Source organism: Danxiaibacter flavus (assembly GCF_041060425.1).
Lineage (GTDB): Bacteria > Bacteroidota > Bacteroidia > Chitinophagales > Chitinophagaceae > Danxiaibacter > Danxiaibacter flavus.
On record NZ_JAULBC010000002.1, the window covers coordinates 975,631 to 993,073 of the forward strand.

The window sequence follows — 17,443 nt, forward strand, 5'->3', positions numbered from 1 at the left end:
GAATCGATCAAAGCTGTTTGTATTCTTTACGTCTTGTTACTTGTTTTTTTCCGGCAGCGCAAAAGCAACATAAGCATCCCCGGATTTAGTGCCCAATTTACCTCCACCACAGGCAACCACAACATATTGACGGCCATTGGCGGAATAGACTGCGGGCGTAGCAAAAGCCGGCGCAGGAAGATTTGTTTCCCAGAGTAACGTTCCGGTAGCTTTACTAAAGGCTCTGAATTTTCCATCTTTTGATGCTCCGATGAACAACAATCCGCCTTTCGTTACAACCGGTCCTCCATAATTTTCCGTTCCGGTAGGAGGTACTCCACGGGCCTTTAATTCAGCCTCCTCTCCTAATGTTGTTTTCCAAACATGTTCACCTGTATTCAAATTGATAGCAGTCAAAGTTCCCCAGGGCGGCGCTATAGCAGGCAGTCCCTCTTTGCTCAAAAACTTAATATATCCGGAGATAGTATAAGGCACATTGCGAAAAACTTCTGCGGCTGTGGGTACTGATACAAATTTCTTTTGCTGATTACTTTTTATATCGAGAACAAAAGATGCAATCGCTTCTTTTTCTTCCTGCTTCAGGTATTGAAATGCAGGCATCATCCTTCTGCCGTGATTAATAAAGTCGATGAAAGAATCTTCGTTCAGCTTTTTATTTACATCAACAATAGAAGGGTAGTTTCCTCCGCCTTTTCTTTCAGGGCCGTGACATGACATGCAATGCTGTTTGTACAAACGCACACCTGCCTTGATGTATGTTTCAGACGTTTGTTTTGTTTTGTCAACATCCAGCATATGTAGAATCCAGGCCATTTCGTTCGCGTTTACATATAACAAGCCGGATTCAGGGTCTACTGCCGGACCGCCCCATTCAGCACCGCCGTCAAAACCGGGAAAGATCACTGTTCCTTCTTTTGATTGAGGAGTGAACATCCCGGTATGGTAAGTTTTCAACCTTGATTTTACATCTTCATAGGATTCTTTTGGTAGGTAGGGATTGATATCTTTTTCGCCAAATGTTTGCCTTACAAACGGTGCAGGCTTTTGCGGAACAGGTTGTGTTGGCCAAAGTTTTTCGCCCACAAGCTTTGTGGCTGTATCTACCGGTGTTTCTTTTATTGGAAAGATCGATTTGCCGGTCTCTCTGTCAAAAACAAACACAAAGCCGGTCTTCGTTGTTTGTGCTACAACATCTACATCTTTCCCTTCATGCTGAATGGTCGTAAGAACGGGAGCTGATGATGGGTCCCAGTCCCATGTATCGTGATGGATAAACTGAAAGTGCCATTTTAACTTACCGGTAGCAGCATCCAGTGCGAGCATGCAATCTGCATACAGGTTCGATCCCAGTTTTTTTCCACCATAAAAGTCCATCGATGCAGAACCAATCGGAACATAAGCTATGCCCCGTTGGTGATCTACTGTCAATCCCATCCAGTTATTGGCGCCACCTACCATTTTCCACGCATCTTTGTCTTCCCACGTTTCGTAACCCGGTTCGCCAGGTTGAGGAATGGTATGGAAAATCCAACGCATTTTACCTGTGCGGACGTCATAAGCGCGAATATGTCCGGGCGCCGCATCCATACCTTCAGACACACGCGTTCCGGTGATCACAAGATCTTTGTACACAGTTGGCGCTGATGTAGCTGTTACAAACAGATCATGAACATCGGCTCCAAGATCATCATGCAAATCAATTTTTCCTTTATTGCCAAAACTTTCGATCAACTTGCCTGTAGTAGCATTAACAGCATGTACAAATGAACCCGCTGTATAAAAGATCCGTTTGTCATCTTTGCCATCTGTCCAGTAAGCAACACCTCTGTTGTTATTTAAAATAAAATGACCTTCTTTATCGCCTTCAACCTGCTCAAACGGTTTGAATACCCATTTTTCTTTGCCGGTTGCAGCATCCACGGCGATCAATTTTAGCTGGGGAGATGTAGCATACATGATGCCATCGACAATGATGGGATTACATTGTATTTGAGAATGCGCAGCCGTATCAGCATCACCTGTATTGTATGTCCAGGCTACCTGCAGGCGCTGAACGTTGGTTGTATCAATCTGTTCCAGCGATGAATATTTATTACCAGTTGCGTTTCCATTTACAACGGACCAACCCGTATAGGCTGATGGCGTTTCGTTTTTACAGGCAACAAAAAAGGATAAGGTAAAAATCGCAACAGTTAGTTTAGCAAATGGAGTGTGGATCATATACGGAAAAACATGTTTATGGTGATTGTTTATCTTTTAAGTACGATTTACGAAGCCCGCCCGTACTGAACACGTTCAGGCGGGTACGAAGTACCTGGTCGCTGGCTGGTTCATTTTGTTGCAACATCTTAAGTAAACGACATTAATCATTGCTGGTTAAGTCGTTTCAGAAGCCGGCATAAATCAATAGGGCCAGGCCGGCTACAAAAAACAGGAACATTGCGGCAAGTAACTTATTTGTTCCGGCGGGTGCATTTATAAATTCCTTCCAGATGAACACACCCCACAACGCAGCAACAAGTGTAGCTCCCTGTCCGAGGCCATAAGAAATAGCTGGTCCCGCTTTGCCTGCAGCAAGCAGATTTAAAGAGTTACCCAGACCCCAGATCAAACCACCGAGAACACCTACCATGTGTGTTGAAAACCGCCCCTTGAAATAAGCTGCGTAGTTTGTCGGCTCACCAACCACAGGTCGCTTCATCAAAATAGTGTTGAAAACAAAATTGCTTAGAAAGATCCCGACTGAGAAAATAAAAACGGCTGTATAAGGAGTCATTTTACCGGCTTGCGGTTGCTCAAAATTTTCTATATCCATAGAAGCGGCAACAAACCTGTAAAAGAACGACATGAGCAATCCCGCAATCAGCGAAATAACTATCCCCTTTGTTGATACTTTCTGATCTCCGGTGCTTGCTTTTTTATAAGCAACAGCATTAATGATAATGGCAATCGTCACCAATACAACACCTGTAAACAACATAACGGCGTTGCCTTTCTGTACACCAATATAATTTATTAATACGCCCAGAACAAGTGCAAGACCAATACCAATGGGAAACGCCACCGACATGCCTGCAATAGCAATGGCTGCAGAAAATAAGATATTGGCAGCATTAAAAATGATACCACCTATCAATGCACTCACCATATTGGATATATCTGCCTGGTCTAGATCCTCGACGAAACTTCTCCCCTGTTCACCAAAGCTTCCAAGTGTAAAAGCACTTAGTATAGAGAATAGCAAAATACCTGCAACATAGTCCCAGTAAAATAATTCAAAGCGCCAGGTTTTACCGGCCAGCTTCTGTGTGTTGGCCCATGAGCCCCAGCACAGCATGGTTATAAAACAACATAATACCGCAGTGGTGTAGTTTTGGATGATAAACATGATGATGTAATTATGTACAATGTACGATTTTAGATGCCTGCCCGTACCGACGGTACGTTCGGGCGGGTACGATGTTAGATGTATGACGCCTGATGTTTTGTCGTTCGATTAATTTAAGTACGAAGTACGATTTACGAAGTACTTAGGTTCAGCAGCCTATTTTTCACTTTCATCTCACACCTCCTGCCTTCTACCTCACGTCTTTATACCTGCTACCTTATACCTGATACCTGAAACCTGATACCTTACGCCTCACACCTACCTTCCCGCATTTGCATTCACCCCATCGACCGGTTTATCACTATAAATAATGGCGTCTCCTACTTTTATTTGTTTGGCAGCATCCGGCGTCATTTTAAAGACAACAGTGTGTTTTCCTTTTGGCAGATCATACTTCCAGCACAATTCGTAACGGCGGGTGGTATAGCTTTCCGGTAATGATGGCGATTCTACCAGTTTGTCATCAATATATAACTCTGTTTTAAACACTACATCAGAACTATTTCCCCATTTACCAGATTCTCCTTTCAGCGCGAAACCTGTTCCTTCAAATTGTAAAGTAGCTTCTGTTTTTGCATCATTCCATTTTACCGGCATTTTCGCGATAGGAAACAAGCCGTCAAAGCTTTTTTCAAACTTAACGGTGGTGGGTTGCTGTAGCAGTATGGTTATATTGTCACCATTTATCTTTCCACCGTTTCTTTCTATATTAGCAAGCGCGTGTTTCATGCCTGTTTCGTACACATCATTCAGGCTCATATTGGTGTATTTAAACTTGATGCTTTCAGCTTCCTGCAATCCCATTTTCCAGTATGCGGGAATTTTATCATACCCTAACACCGCACCCAGTACACCACCGGCAGTTGAAGGATTACAATCAGCATCCTGTCCGCATCTCGTAGCGATTTCCAACGTTTTTGTAAAATCATTTTTTCCATACAATAACCCGATCACAACATAAGCCGCGTTCACTTTTGCATCAATATTAAAAGGCGCAAAAACACCTTCCGGACAACCAATATCATCGGCCCATTTCTTCTGTACTTCGAACCATGTTTGTTTCCAGTCGTCCGGGTATTTTTTATACCAACCAATCACGTCTTTTATGCATTGGTAAAACTCACTTTGTTGTGGAATAGTTTTCAACGCATCCGTAACAATTGTTTCCATATTATCCGTAGTAAAAGCAAGCGCATACATTGCACCAACATAAACACCGCCATACCAACCATCTCCATAATTCATAATGTGACCGATTTTGTCACTGATGGCAGATGCTGCATTCGGCATCGCCGGGCTCATCAATCCTGCAAAATCACTTTCTATCTGATAATCGATGCAATCTGCATGTGGATTATGTTTCCAGCTTCCGCTTTCAGGCGCTTTAATTCCGTTCAGGAGATTGTAACGTGCAGCCTGGTTGGCATGCCATAACATGTAACCGGCATGTGCAAATGCATTGGCAAAAGAATCGACCGGTGCATCCAGTCCATATCTTTCAAATACTTCTACAAACGTGAGATCCATATACAGATCATCATACAAACCAGGATTATTCACCATGGTGTTTTTCAGGTAACCGTTATACCATTTTAAAGGCTGATAGTCTCCAATAAAAGTGCCCTGGAAGCCAAATTCATAAGGACCACCGAACGTAACCCCGATAGTTTGCCCGGCCCATCCGCCTTTGATCTTATCCTTCAACTGCGCCTTTGTAAAGCTGATGTTTTTTGATTGCGCATATAAGGATGCAGCAAAAAGCCAACAAACAATCGCCAGGCCGAATTTTGTAAAAGCTGAAAGTTTCATTTGACAAGCTTTATTTTTTTATTGATCAATATTTATTTCGTTGCGGTAGGGCGCCGATGATTGCGCACCTAAACGGGTGACCGAGATAGCTGCAGCTTTGCAGGCAAAAACCACCGCATCTCTTATCGTCCTATTTTCTGATAAGGCAACCGCTAAAGCGCCATTAAAAACATCTCCGGCCGCAGTTGCGTCTACAGCAATAACTTTTTCGGATGCAATTAGTTCCCCTTTTCCACCGGTATATAAAAAAGCGCCTTTCGCGCCCATGGTAATTATTACTGTCTCAATACCTTTTTCACACAAAATGATGGCGGCTTGTTCTGCGGATGACATATCAGTAACTGCTATTCCTGTTAAGATTTCAGCCTCCGTCTGGTTCGGTGTAATTATCGCAACATTGCTCAGTAAATCGTTTGTCAATCGCGCTGCGGGAGCAGGGTTCAAAATAACGCTTACACCTGCCGATGAAGCAACTCCGGCAACGTGTTCAATTGTTTCCAACGGCGTTTCCAATTGCATTAATATTATCGTTGCCTGCTGAATTTGTTGTTCAAAAAACTGAATGTCTTTCTTTAAAAGGTTGGCATTTGCGCCAGAGGCAACAGCTATGCAATTTTCACCCTTTTCATCAACTGTTATTAAAGCAACGCCTGACGGATGCTGTGCATCTGTCACCACACCCGAAACATCAATGCCTTCTTTTTGAAACAATTCCCGCGCCTGCTCGCCAAACATGTCGTTACCAACCTTTCCAATAAAAGCCACGTTTCCTTTCAGCCTTGCTGCAGCAACGGCCTGGTTGGCACCCTTCCCTCCTGCATTCATAAAAAAAGTGCCACCCAATATAGTTTCACCTGGCAACGGCAAATGGGTGGTTTTTATCACCATATCCGTATTCGAGCTTCCTACAACAATAATTTTCCCGGCACTTGTTTGTTGCATCATACGAGCAATCGTTTTGATCTGTTTTATGTGATCGACAATCAATATTTTTTTTTAAGAAACATCATCTTTCCTAAGTACGAAGTACGATTTACGAAGTACTTAAGTTCAAGCATGCTTACTGCTCAACAACCGTATCAAATGGATAGCAGACTTAAACCTTTGCTACAGAATCACGATAGACTATTTTTGGTTCAATCGTCACCTTTTCTTCGTTGAATTCAGGTATATCCATCTTTTCTAATTTGTCGAGTAATATTCTGATTGAAACCCTGGCAATCTCATTCACAGGTTGCACAATGCTGGTTATAGCCGGCGCCATGTAATCAAGATAAATGGCGTTGTCAAATGTCACCAGTGAAATGTCCTTCGGAATAATGAGTCCATACTCCCTGATTGCTCTTATTGCACCGAGAGCAATCGTATCACTTAAAGCAAATATGGCGGTTGGCCTGTCTTTTCGTTGCAACAACCGGTGGGTCTCAGTGTAACCATTCTCTTCGCTGAAATTGGTCCCTCCTATATAATATGTAGTCAGCCCATGATCTGCCAAAGCCTGTTGATATCCTTTTGTACGCTGAACATTGGGCATTACGTGATGAACGCCTTGCAAACAGGCAATACGTGTATGTCCATAATTTATTAAATGGGTGGTAAGTTCATAAGCTCCCTGGTAATTGTCGGTGGCTACATACGGAACTGAAGTTGCTTCAAAATACCGGTCGATGCAAACAGTGGGCAGGCCGTTATTGTAAGCTTTTTCAATATGATCGTAGCTGGAGCCTGACGGGGTAACAATAAGGCCATCAATTTGCCTGTCCAATAACAGATCCAGTTCTTCTATTTCAGTTTGTTCATCTTCCCCGCTATCGGTAAGAATAACGGAATAACCTCTTTTTCTAAGTTCATGGTTTACAATGCTGGCAATATTGGAAAAGAATGGATTGGAAAGGCTCGGTATGATTAGTCCGATTGAGTAACTTTTTTGGCGCCTGAGATTTACGGCAGTCTGGTTCGGCCGGTAATTCAATTCCCTGGCTATTGCCTTGACAATATCCTGCGTCTCTTCGCTGATCCTGTATTGCCGGGACAAACCATTCAATACCCGTGATACAGTTGTAATCGACACTTGGGAAGCCCGCGAGATGTCTTTTATCGTGACGGAATTTTTCAAATGCGCAATCGTTTGTTCAAATCTAATAAAAAAATAAACAGATAACGTTTTACGGGTAAAAATTTTGACAGTCTACTGAATATATGGACTTAATATGCTCATTTCTACCAGATTTCCCGTTATCAATAAAATTAATTTAACCAAACTTTCCTTTACCAGCCTCAGTTCTATGGTCTATAACCAAACATTGTCGCCACATTGTCTTTTCAGGTTTTTTTTGCATTTAATCCGATTAATTTAATATTGCATTAGTTGCCGCCAAAAATTAAAAAGGGAAAAATCGAATTTTAATCGGTGAAAATCCTTTTTCGGCCTACTAAAAAATTCAACCAAATAGTAACAACAACCGACAATAATAAACTGAATGGCTAAGAATTTACTGATAGTGGAGTCGCCTGCAAAAGCAAAGACCATCGAAAAAATCCTTGGCAAAGATTTCGAGGTAAAAAGCTGCTACGGGCACATTCGTGATCTTGAGAAGGACGAGATGGGCATTGACATTAAAAACAACTACCAACCCCGTTATATTGTACCGGACGAAAAAGAAAGAGTGGTGAGGGATTTGAAGACACTGGCAAAAAAAACTGACGAAGTTTGGTTAGCAACGGATGAGGACCGCGAAGGAGAAGCTATTAGCTGGCATTTATGTGAAGTATTGGGCCTTGATCCTGCAACTACCAAACGCATTGTGTTTCATGAAATTACCAAGCCTGCGATAAAAAAAGCTGTTGATACACCGCGTACACTGGATATGAACCTGGTGAACGCCCAGCAGGCAAGACGTGTGCTGGATAGAATTGTGGGCTTTGAACTGAGCCCGGTTTTGTGGCGCAAAATGAGCATGCGTAATTCTTTAAGTGCTGGCCGTGTACAAAGCGTTGCGGTGAGATTGATTGCAGAAAGAGAAAGAGAGATAAACGCATTTTCAGCAACAAGCAGCTTTAAAGTTGAAGCGTTTTTTACCGCACCGGATCTGAATAACAGAAATGTAACATTTAAAGCTGAAGGTGCAAGACAGAACAAAGCTGAAGATGCTGAAAAATTCCTGAACAGTTGCATCGGTGCTACATATAAGGTAAAGGATATACAGGTTAAACCGGCAAGAAAATCTCCGGCGGCGCCGTTCACGACTTCTACCCTTCAGCAGGAAGCCAGCCGTAAGCTTGGCTACGGCGTTAGCAAAACAATGCTCCTGGCGCAAAAGCTGTACGAGAGCGGTTATATTACCTATATGCGTACGGATAGTGTTAACCTGAGCGACACTGCTATTAATGATATTAAAGGACAGATCTCCAAACAATACGGCGACAGATACGTTCAAATAAGAAAATATAAAAACAAGAACGAAAGTGCACAGGAAGCGCACGAAGCTATCCGCCCGACTTACATGGAGAATACATCAGTGGATGACCATGATGCGCGCCGTTTATATGAACTGATCTGGAAACGTACAATCGCTTCGCAGATGGCTGATGCTGAACTGGAAAAAACCATTGCCAAAATTGATGTTTCAACCAATCATGCTGAACTGGCGGCACAGGGCGAAGTATTGAAGTTTGATGGCTTCTTAAAAGCCTATATGGAAGATCGTGATGAAGAGGATATTTCCGACGACGAAGCGTCTGATAGCGTCCTGCCTCCACTTACTGCTGGCCAGCAACTTGCATTTAAAGAAATGAAAGCCACAGAACGCTTTACAAGACCGGCACCAAGATACACTGAGGCTTCACTTGTAAAGAAACTGGAAGAACTGGGTATCGGACGTCCTTCGACCTACGCTCCAACCATTACAACCATCTTAAAAAGAGGCTATGTTGAAAAACGCGATAAGGAAGGTGTAAAAAGAGATTTCCGCGTTCTGACATTGCATAAAGATGCGGTGACAAAGCATACGGAACATGAGAATACAGGTGCAGAAAAAGCAAAACTGTTCCCAACTGACCTTGGCCTGGTGGTTACCGACTTCCTGAACCAGTATTTTGATAATGTGATGGATTATGGTTTTACCGCGCGCATAGAAGGTGAGTTTGATGAAATTGCTGACGGTAAAAAGGATTGGCGCAAAATGGTGGACAGCTTCTACCATCCGTTTAAACAGGATATTGAGCATACGCTTGAAAACGCAGAAAGAATTAAAGGTGAAAGAGAATTGGGTGTTGACCCGGCAAGCGGCAAGAAAGTAGTTGCCCGTATGGGTCGCTTTGGTCCGATGGTTCAGATCGGCGATGCAAATGACGAGGAAAAACCGCGATTCGCGAGGCTGAAACAAAACCAAAGCATTGAGACCATTTCTTACGATGAGGCAATGGATCTTTTCAAATTACCGCGCACCGTTGGTGAATTTGAAGGACAGGAAGTAGCAGTAAACATCGGCCGCTTTGGCCCATACATCAAGTTCGGAGAACAATTCATTTCTATTCCAAGAACAGAAGACCTGTACGAGATGGATTTGAACCGTGCAATTGAACTGATCAACGATAAACAAAAGGCAGACGCACCTATCGGCTATTATGAAGAAAAGCCTGTAACGAAAGGGAAAGGAAGATTTGGTCCGTTTATTAAATGGAATGACATCTTTATTAATGTACCTCGTGCCTACAATTTTGATGCATTGTCCGATAATGATATTAAAGAGTTGATAGAAAAGAAACTGGACAAGGAAGCGAATCGTTATATCCAGCAATGGCCAGCTGAAAAGATCTCTATTGAAAATGGCCGTTGGGGAGCATTCATCCGTTTCAACAAAAAAATGCTTAAGCTCGGTAAGAATCCGGCTGGTGGCAAATACACGCCGGAAGAGTTGGCCGAAATAAGCCTGGACGATGTAAAGAAAATGATTGAAGAGCAAGTACCAAACGCCTTTGCAGCTAAAACAAAAGCTGCTGCGAAAAAAGCTCCCGCAAAGAAAGCGGCACCTAAAAAGGCTGCTGCGAAGAAAGCGGCGACGAAGAAGAAGTAGGAAAGCTTAAAGCCTAAAGCACAAAGCCTAAAACTATAAGGGTGAGATTACCCGATGGTTTTAGGCTTTTTTATAACAAGTTGAAAGCTTAAAGCCTAAAGCGCAAAGCCAAAACTGTGGGAGACAAGTTACTCCATGGTTGTGGGCTTTTTTATAACCAGTTGAAAGCTTAAAGCCTAAAGCGCAAAGCCTAAAACTGTGGGAGACAAGTTACTCCATGGGTTTAGGCTTTTTTATAACCAGTTGAAAGCTTAAAGCCTAAAGCGCAAAGCCTAAAACTGTGGGGGACAGACTACCCACTGATTCCAGGCTTTTTTATAATCAGTTGAAAGCCTAAAGTCTAAAACTAAGCGAGATAAGTTATCCACATGTTCCTAGGCTTTAATATCCAACAGGGAGTGATTATTTGTTTATGAGTAGGCGATTGCTTTAGCCTTTGGGCTTTAGGCTTTGAGCTGTTTTATAACCAATTGGGAGTGATCATTTGTTTCTGTGTAGACAATCGTTTTAAGCTTTAGGCTTTGGGCTTTAAGCTTTTTCTATCCGTTATTAGAAATAATTTTGTTCTTGCGAAGACAATTGTTTTAAGCTTTGGGCTTTAGGCTTTGAGCTTTCCCACTTAATCCACACATACTGAATAACTAACACTATGAATTTCAAAAAAAATATATTTAGTTTGTATCAGAAATTACTCCGGACTTAAATGCAAGAAAATAAGGAAATATCAGCACTCTTTACTCTGATCGATGACCCTGATGAAGATATCTTTACCACGGTTTCTGACAGGATCGTTAATTATGGAAGAGGCATTATTCCTAACCTGGAGAATTTATGGGAAAACTCACCTTGCGAAGAAGTTCAGGAACGGATTGAAATGATCATTCACAGGCTGCATTATTCTGACCTGATGCATGATTTGACCGAGTGGCGGGACAGTGCTTATCATGATCTACTTTTTGGTGCATTGCTCGTGGCAAAATTTCAATATCCGGATCTGCAGACAACTCCTGTTATCCTGGAGATTGAGAAAATGCGCCGCAATGTATGGCTCGAATTAAATAGTTTTCTTACACCGCTTGAACACGCCAACGTAATTTCCAGCATAGTCTACAACTATTACAATCTTAAAGGAGTGGAACGTTCTTATTCCAACCCCGATGATTATTTTCTGCATAAAGTTGTTCAGTGCAAAAAAGGCAATTCTGTTTCAAACGGTATTTTGTATTTGATACTGGCCGACCTTCTGGACATTCCTGTAAAAGCAATAAATGTTCCCCGCCAGTTTGTCCTGGCCTTTTTCAACAGCGATTATGATCCGGCTATACATAGGGGGAATCCCAAACAATATATCCAGTTTTATGTAGATGCCACCAACGGTCAGGCCTTTACGCAAAAAGATGTTGAGAATTACCTGACACGCAACAATTTCGAATCTTATCCCTACTACTTTAAACCGATGAGCAACTTACAGATCATACAAATGCTCATTCAGGAACTGATCAATTGTTTTAACGCGCCTCACGTTAAATACAAAAAACAGGAATTGAAAGATCTTTGCGAGTTGCTTGAGCACTGATCTTTTTCTTAACATACCACCTATAATACAATTTTTTCACATCGGCTGCAGAGTGGGAACACTTGTAATTCCATTTATGGCAGGATAATATTTCCTCATGGTTACATGCAAAAATTCCATAACTTTTTGGTCTGCTGTTTGTATTACCTTTACGCAACACTCGCACTCCAATTAACCTAAATTTTTCTTTATGAAACAAACTACAGACAAAAAGAAAGCTCCCAAGGTTGATGTTAAAGTTCAGGCAGCACAGGGAAATGGACACGCTAAACATGAAGCAATTAAGGCAAACCTTGGTTTATCAGAAAAGAATGTAAGAGAAATTGTAAACAGGCTTTCTGTATTGCTTGCGGATGAACACATCCTCTATACAAAAACCAGGAACTATCACTGGAATGTTGAAGGCGATAACTTTATGGAAATGCATAAATTCTATGAAGGCCTTTACGAAAAACAAGCCGACCTGATTGATGAAATTGCTGAAAAGATCAGATCTCTCGGACATTATGCACAAGGACGTTTAAAAGACTATCTGGCAATTTGCAACCTGGAAGAGCAGGAATACACAAATGATCAACGCACGCAGTTGAAGAACCTGTTGGACGATCACGAAACCATCGTACGCTATCTGAGAAAAGATGTACGTGATTTTGATGAAAAATTTGAAGACACAGGCACCAGCGATTTTGTGAACAGGGTTTTACAGGATCACGAACAATGGGCGTGGTTCATCAGAAGTTACCTCAGGTGAGTTATACGTTGTAAGTTTTACGTTATACGTTCATTAAATGGGAAGATTTAAGCTCCCGGAAATAAAGAAACAGGCCGCTTATATTGTTAAGCGGCCTGTTTCTTTATTTACTACATAATCGTAAAAGGTGGAAAACGTACAACGTAAAACTTACAACGTATAACTAACTTTCCAGCGTTGCCTCAGTAGTTATCTTCGTGTTCAACGCTTTGCTGATCGGGCAATTTGCTTCAGCATCTTTTACGCTTTCGTCAAATTTTTCTTTGCTGATGCCTGGTACTTTTGCTTTTAATACAAGATGAGATTCTGTGATTGTACCATCTTCAAGACTTACATGCGCAGTTGTCTCTAAAGAATCAGGCGTAAAGCCGGCGGCGCCCAGCACAAAAGTCAGTTTCATAGTAAAACAACCTGCGTGTGCTGCTGCAATCAATTCCTCCGGATTAGTGCCTATACCTTCTGCAAACCTCGAATTAAAAGAATATTGCGTCTTATCCAACACTCCGCTCTGGGTGGTCAGATTTCCGCTACCTTCTTTGCCTGAGCCGTTCCAAACGGCAGTTGCATGTCGCTTCATAAGTGCTATTTTTTGATTTTGTAAGATTATATTTGAAAAAGAGAATTGAAATTGGCAATAAAATCTGACAAAAGAAAATTAAATGGAAAAGAATTTGATCGGGTGGGCAGACTTTGAAAAGATTGACATTCGCTGTGGAACAGTAATTGAAGTGACTGATTTCCCTAAAGCAAAACGGCCGGCATACCAACTCACCGTTGACTTTGGCCCTCTTGGAATTAAACGTTCTTCTGCCCAGATCACAGATCATTATAATAAAGATGAGATCCTCGGCAGGCAGGTTATAGCCATTGTAAACTTTCCAGTAAAACAAATAGCTAATTTTTTCAGCGAATGCCTGGTACTGGGCGTGTATGATGAAAATAATAAGGTAATTTTATTAGGGACGGAAAGGCCGGTGAAGAATGGGCAGAAGATCGGATAATGTACGATGTGAGGTAAGTACGAATTACGAGGTACGAAGTACGTTAAGTGAAACTGGCTCATACTTATGTAAGATGTCTGGTGTACGATGTACGATGTACGGTGTGGGGTGATGGGATTAAGTACGAATTACGAGGTACGAAGTACGCTACGTGAAACAGGCTCATACTTATGTAAGATGTTAGATGTACGGTGTACGATGTGGGGTGATGTGATTAAGTACGAATTACGAGGTACGAAGTCCGTTAGGTGAGACAGGCTCAGTTTTATGTTTTATGTCAGATGTGAAACAATGTACGGTGTACGATGTAGGTAAACACCTGATACCTGACACCTGACACCTTACACCTCACTCCTTCCCCGCTGAAAGCTGATTGCTGACAGCTAATAGCTAATGGAACTCTACTATACATATTATCAAAGCCCCATCGGTCTCCTGAAAATCGGAGGCTCGGACCACTATATTTCTGAACTCACCTTTGTTGATAATACGGATCAGGTTACGCATGGAGAACCGGGCGTAAGCGAGGTCATGCATCAATGCACGGAAGAACTGATCGAATTTTTTAATGGCAAAAGAAGGGTCTTTGATATTCCTGTTTACCAGCAGGGTACAGAATTTCAACAACGTGTCTGGAGTGAGTTGATCAATATCCCTTTTGGCAAAACAATCAGCTATCTCGATCTTTCCCGCCGTCTCGGCGATCCAAAAGCCATAAGAGCTGTTGCAGCTACCAACGGCAGAAACAATATTGCCATTATTGTCCCCTGCCACCGCGTTATTGGAAGTAACAAAGCCCTGGTTGGTTATGCCGGCGGTCTCTGGCGCAAGAAATGGTTATTGGAACACGAGCTTAAAGTCGCTTACGGCGTGCAAACGCTTTTTTAGCTGTGAGCAATCAGCTGTCAGCTATGAGCTTTTTAAGCGAAGGTTTCACGCGGCGGACGCCAAGGAGCGGCGGTTATGCGATTCGATGATCAATATGTTCCTAATCCTTTAACCGTTTTTTTGCTAAGAAAAATAACTCCCCGGCGAGGCATCTGAATATTTGCATATTTACCCATTTGCACATTCACACATCTACCCCTTCTTCATTTTCAACTGTCAATTTTCAATTGTCAATTAATTAAAAATCATCGCACTCTCCGTACTGTAGTGTCTCCGTGGTTCAACAAAAAAATCCCACCAAAACTGGCGGGATCTTCCTTACTAAACACATTTCTTCTTATTTCACTGCTTCTGCAGACTCATTCCTAAACACTACCACCCCATCAAACACATCCACTAACACCGGGTGTTCCCTGCTCACATCACCTGCAAGAATTCTCTTACTCAATGTGTTCACTATTTCTTTCTGAATCAAACGCTTCAACGGTCTCGCACCAAACTGCGGATCGTACCCATTCTCTGAAAGAAATTCCAACAAATAATCACTAAACTCTAATGTAATTCCATTCTGCGCGACTAGCTTTTTCAACTGATCTAACTGAATCCTGACTATATTCTGTATATCTTTTTTCAACAATGGATGGAACATGATGATCTCATCAACCCTGTTCAGGAACTCAGGGCGAATTGTTTGTCTCAACAAATTCATCACTTCGGCCTTTGCCCTGTCGGTGGCCTGTTCGACGTTGCTTTCATTCACGTCTTCAAAAGCTTCCTGGATCAGGTGGCTACCGATATTGCTGGTCATAATAATTATCGTATTCTTAAAATTCACCACGCGACCTTTATTATCGGTCAAACGGCCATCATCCAATACCTGCAGCAACACGTTCCAAACATCCGGGTGAGCCTTTTCAATCTCATCCAACAACACAACACTGTAAGGTTTACGGCGAACAGATTCTGTTAACTGGCCACCTTCATCATAACCCACATATCCGGGAGGCGCACCTACCAGGCGGGAAACTGTATGTTTTTCCTGGTACTCACTCATATCTATACGCGTCATCATTCCCTCATCATCAAACAAATACTCTGCAAGTGCCTTAGCCAACTCTGTTTTACCAACACCGGTAGTACCAAGGAATATAAATGAACCAATAGGTTTCTTAGGATCCTGTAGACCGGCACGGCTTCTGCGGATTGCATCTGCCACCGCCACAATTGCTTCGTCCTGCCCAACAACACGCTTGTGCAATTCATCTTCCAGGTTCAGCAATTTCTCACGTTCGCTTTGCAACATTTTTGTTACAGGAATACCTGTTGATTTAGCAACGCTTTCCGCTATATCTTCCGCATCAACCTCTTCTTTCATGATCCGCTTATCGCTTATCTCAGAAAGCTGAACAGAAAGATCGGCAATCAGTTTTTCCTGCTCTTTAATCTTGCCATATCTAATCTCAGCTACTTTACCATAGTCGCCGTTACGCTCTGCTTTTTCAGCTTCCAATTTCAGCTCTTCAATACCAGCTTTTGCGTTCTGCACCTTTTCTACGAGTTCTTTTTCTTCCTTCCACTTAGCTTTGAACGTATCCCTTTCAACAGAAAGATTTGCAATTTCCGTATTCAGGTCCTTCAGCTTTGATTCATCATTTTCACGCTTGATCGCTTCTCTTTCAATTTCCAATTGCCTGATCAAACGCTCCATTTTATCCAGCTCTTCCGGCATTGAGTTCATTTCAAGACGCAACTTGGCTGCACTTTCATCAATCAGGTCAATCGCTTTATCGGGTAAAAAACGGTCGGTTATATAGCGATGCGAAAGCTCAACGGCAGCAATGATCGCTTCGTCTTTAATACGCACATGATGGTGCGTTTCATAACGGTCCTTTAAACCACGCAGGATAGATATCGCATCTTCCACACTAGGTTCCTCAATCATTACCTTCTGGAAACGACGTTCCAGCGCCTTATCTTTCTCAAAGAATTTTTGATATTCGTTTAAGGTTGTTGCACCTATCGCTCGCAATTCACCACGCGCCAGTGCAGGCTTTAAAATGTTGGCCGCGTCCATCGCACCTTCGCCACCGCCAGCACCAACCAGTGTATGGATTTCATCTATAAATAAGATAATCTCTCCATCGCTTGTAGATACCTCTTTTACAACACTCTTTAATCGCTCTTCAAACTCACCTTTATACTTTGCACCGGCGATCAATTGGCCCATATCCAACGCAAAGATCACTTTGCTTTTCAGATTCTCAGGAACGTCACCGTTCACAATTCGCATCGCCAAACCTTCTGCAATGGCTGTTTTACCAACGCCTGGCTCACCAACCAAAATCGGGTTATTCTTGCTTCTGCGGCTAAGAATATGAAGAGTTCTTCTTATCTCTTCATCACGGCCAATCACCGGATCAAGCTTACCTTGTCTTGCCAGCTCATTCAGGTTCTTTGCATATTTATTTAAAGCATTGAATTGTGTTTCCTGTGTTTGCGATTTTATGGATTCACCTTTACGTAAATCTTTTATCGCAGCAACCAGTCCTTTTTCTGTAAGGCCGGCATCTTTCAGCAATTTTGCCGTGTTATCATTCCCCTGTAATACTGCCAGCAATAAATGCTCAGGTGTAACAAATTCATCATCAAATTGCTTCAACACACTGTTGGCACGCAACAACACATTATTCAGGTCGCGCGAAACAGTTTGTGCAGGATCAGCAGACGCTTTGGGTAACCGCGTTAATTGATCATTCAACTTATTCTCTACCAGGTTAAGGGTAACATTATTTTTCTTAAGCAGGTATTCAACGGGTGAATCTTCCTGCTCAAGCAACGCTTTCAACAGGTGCTCCGTTTCAATATTCGGATTGTTACCATTAAAAGCCAGTTGCTGGCTTTGCTGGATAACTTCCTGTGCTTTGATCGTATAATTATTTAAGTTCATAGTTATAT

12 protein-coding genes are annotated in these 17,443 nt (G+C 42.3%); 5 read left to right on the forward strand and 7 right to left on the reverse strand.

The genetic code is table 11. The annotated features are described in order from the left end of the window. Positions 1–36: 36 nt before the first annotated feature. From QTN47_RS09600 to QTN47_RS09620, 5 genes are all read right to left on the reverse strand, one after another. Entirely contained in the window at positions 37–2,220 is a 2,184-nt protein-coding gene (locus QTN47_RS09600) for an outer membrane protein assembly factor BamB family protein (RefSeq protein WP_369329139.1), read from the reverse strand. 166 nt (positions 2,221–2,386) lie between these two features. Next, entirely contained in the window at positions 2,387–3,388 is a 1,002-nt protein-coding gene (locus QTN47_RS09605) for a GRP family sugar transporter (RefSeq protein WP_369329140.1), read from the reverse strand. Positions 3,389–3,646: 258 nt separating this feature from the next. After that, the gene (locus tag QTN47_RS09610) at positions 3,647–5,197 is read right to left on the reverse strand and encodes an ADP-ribosylglycohydrolase family protein (protein ID WP_369329141.1); all 1,551 of its coding nucleotides are present in this window, start codon (positions 5,195–5,197) and stop codon (positions 3,647–3,649) included. An 18-nt stretch (positions 5,198–5,215) separates the two neighbouring features. Then, complete coding sequence (rbsK, locus tag QTN47_RS09615; RefSeq protein ID WP_369329142.1) at positions 5,216–6,142, reverse strand: ribokinase; 927 nt, start codon at positions 6,140–6,142, stop codon at positions 5,216–5,218. Between the two features lie 151 nt (positions 6,143–6,293). Further along, positions 6,294–7,313 (reverse strand): LacI family DNA-binding transcriptional regulator, encoded by a 1,020-nt coding sequence (locus QTN47_RS09620; protein ID WP_369329143.1) that lies wholly within the window; start codon positions 7,311–7,313, stop codon positions 6,294–6,296. A gap of 364 nt (positions 7,314–7,677) precedes the next feature. Here QTN47_RS09620 and topA point away from each other — a divergent pair, with 364 nt between their 5' ends. The 3 genes from topA to QTN47_RS09635 all read left to right on the forward strand — a co-directional run bounded on the left by topA (position 7,678) and on the right by QTN47_RS09635 (position 12,599). Further along, positions 7,678–10,272, forward strand: a complete 2,595-nt coding sequence (gene topA / locus QTN47_RS09625; protein ID WP_369329144.1) for a type I DNA topoisomerase — start codon at positions 7,678–7,680, stop codon at positions 10,270–10,272. 703 nt (positions 10,273–10,975) lie between these two features. Then, complete coding sequence (locus tag QTN47_RS09630) at positions 10,976–11,848, forward strand: transglutaminase family protein (protein ID WP_369329145.1); 873 nt, start codon at positions 10,976–10,978, stop codon at positions 11,846–11,848. Positions 11,849–12,038: 190 nt separating this feature from the next. Further along, complete coding sequence (locus QTN47_RS09635; protein ID WP_369329146.1) at positions 12,039–12,599, forward strand: Dps family protein; 561 nt, start codon at positions 12,039–12,041, stop codon at positions 12,597–12,599. A 163-nt stretch (positions 12,600–12,762) separates the two neighbouring features. Here the strand turns inward: QTN47_RS09635 and QTN47_RS09640 are convergent, their stop codons facing one another. Then, the gene (locus QTN47_RS09640; protein WP_369329147.1) at positions 12,763–13,176 is read right to left on the reverse strand and encodes an OsmC family protein; all 414 of its coding nucleotides are present in this window, start codon (positions 13,174–13,176) and stop codon (positions 12,763–12,765) included. 82 nt (positions 13,177–13,258) lie between these two features. Here QTN47_RS09640 and QTN47_RS09645 point away from each other — a divergent pair, with 82 nt between their 5' ends. Together QTN47_RS09645 and QTN47_RS09650 are read left to right on the forward strand one after the other, a co-directional pair. Next, entirely contained in the window at positions 13,259–13,600 is a 342-nt protein-coding gene (locus tag QTN47_RS09645) for a tRNA-binding protein (RefSeq protein ID WP_369329148.1), read from the forward strand. A gap of 393 nt (positions 13,601–13,993) precedes the next feature. Continuing rightward, the gene (locus QTN47_RS09650; RefSeq protein ID WP_369329149.1) at positions 13,994–14,488 is read left to right on the forward strand and encodes a methylated-DNA--[protein]-cysteine S-methyltransferase; all 495 of its coding nucleotides are present in this window, start codon (positions 13,994–13,996) and stop codon (positions 14,486–14,488) included. Positions 14,489–14,825: 337 nt separating this feature from the next. Here the strand turns inward: QTN47_RS09650 and clpB are convergent, their stop codons facing one another. Further along, positions 14,826–17,435, reverse strand: coding sequence for an ATP-dependent chaperone ClpB (gene clpB / locus QTN47_RS09655; RefSeq protein WP_369329150.1), 2,610 nt, complete (start codon positions 17,433–17,435; stop codon positions 14,826–14,828). Between the last annotated feature and the right edge of the window lie 8 nt (positions 17,436–17,443).

Excerpts from the sequence above, each read along its gene's own strand:
- QTN47_RS09600 (WP_369329139.1), bottom strand. The coding sequence starts at position 2,220 with ATGATCCACACTCCATTTGCTAAACTAACTGTTGCGATTTTTACCTTA.
- QTN47_RS09605 (WP_369329140.1), bottom strand. The coding sequence starts at position 3,388 with ATGTTTATCATCCAAAACTACACCACTGCGGTATTATGTTGTTTTATA.
- QTN47_RS09610 (WP_369329141.1), bottom strand. The coding sequence starts at position 5,197 with ATGAAACTTTCAGCTTTTACAAAATTCGGCCTGGCGATTGTTTGTTGG.
- rbsK (WP_369329142.1), bottom strand. The coding sequence starts at position 6,142 with ATGATGCAACAAACAAGTGCCGGGAAAATTATTGTTGTAGGAAGCTCG.
- topA (WP_369329144.1), top strand. The coding sequence starts at position 7,678 with ATGGCTAAGAATTTACTGATAGTGGAGTCGCCTGCAAAAGCAAAGACC.
- QTN47_RS09630 (WP_369329145.1), top strand. The coding sequence starts at position 10,976 with ATGCAAGAAAATAAGGAAATATCAGCACTCTTTACTCTGATCGATGAC.
- QTN47_RS09635 (WP_369329146.1), top strand. The coding sequence starts at position 12,039 with ATGAAACAAACTACAGACAAAAAGAAAGCTCCCAAGGTTGATGTTAAA.
- QTN47_RS09640 (WP_369329147.1), bottom strand. The coding sequence starts at position 13,176 with ATGAAGCGACATGCAACTGCCGTTTGGAACGGCTCAGGCAAAGAAGGT.
- QTN47_RS09645 (WP_369329148.1), top strand. The coding sequence starts at position 13,259 with ATGGAAAAGAATTTGATCGGGTGGGCAGACTTTGAAAAGATTGACATT.
- QTN47_RS09650 (WP_369329149.1), top strand. The coding sequence starts at position 13,994 with ATGGAACTCTACTATACATATTATCAAAGCCCCATCGGTCTCCTGAAA.
- clpB (WP_369329150.1), bottom strand. The coding sequence starts at position 17,435 with ATGAACTTAAATAATTATACGATCAAAGCACAGGAAGTTATCCAGCAA.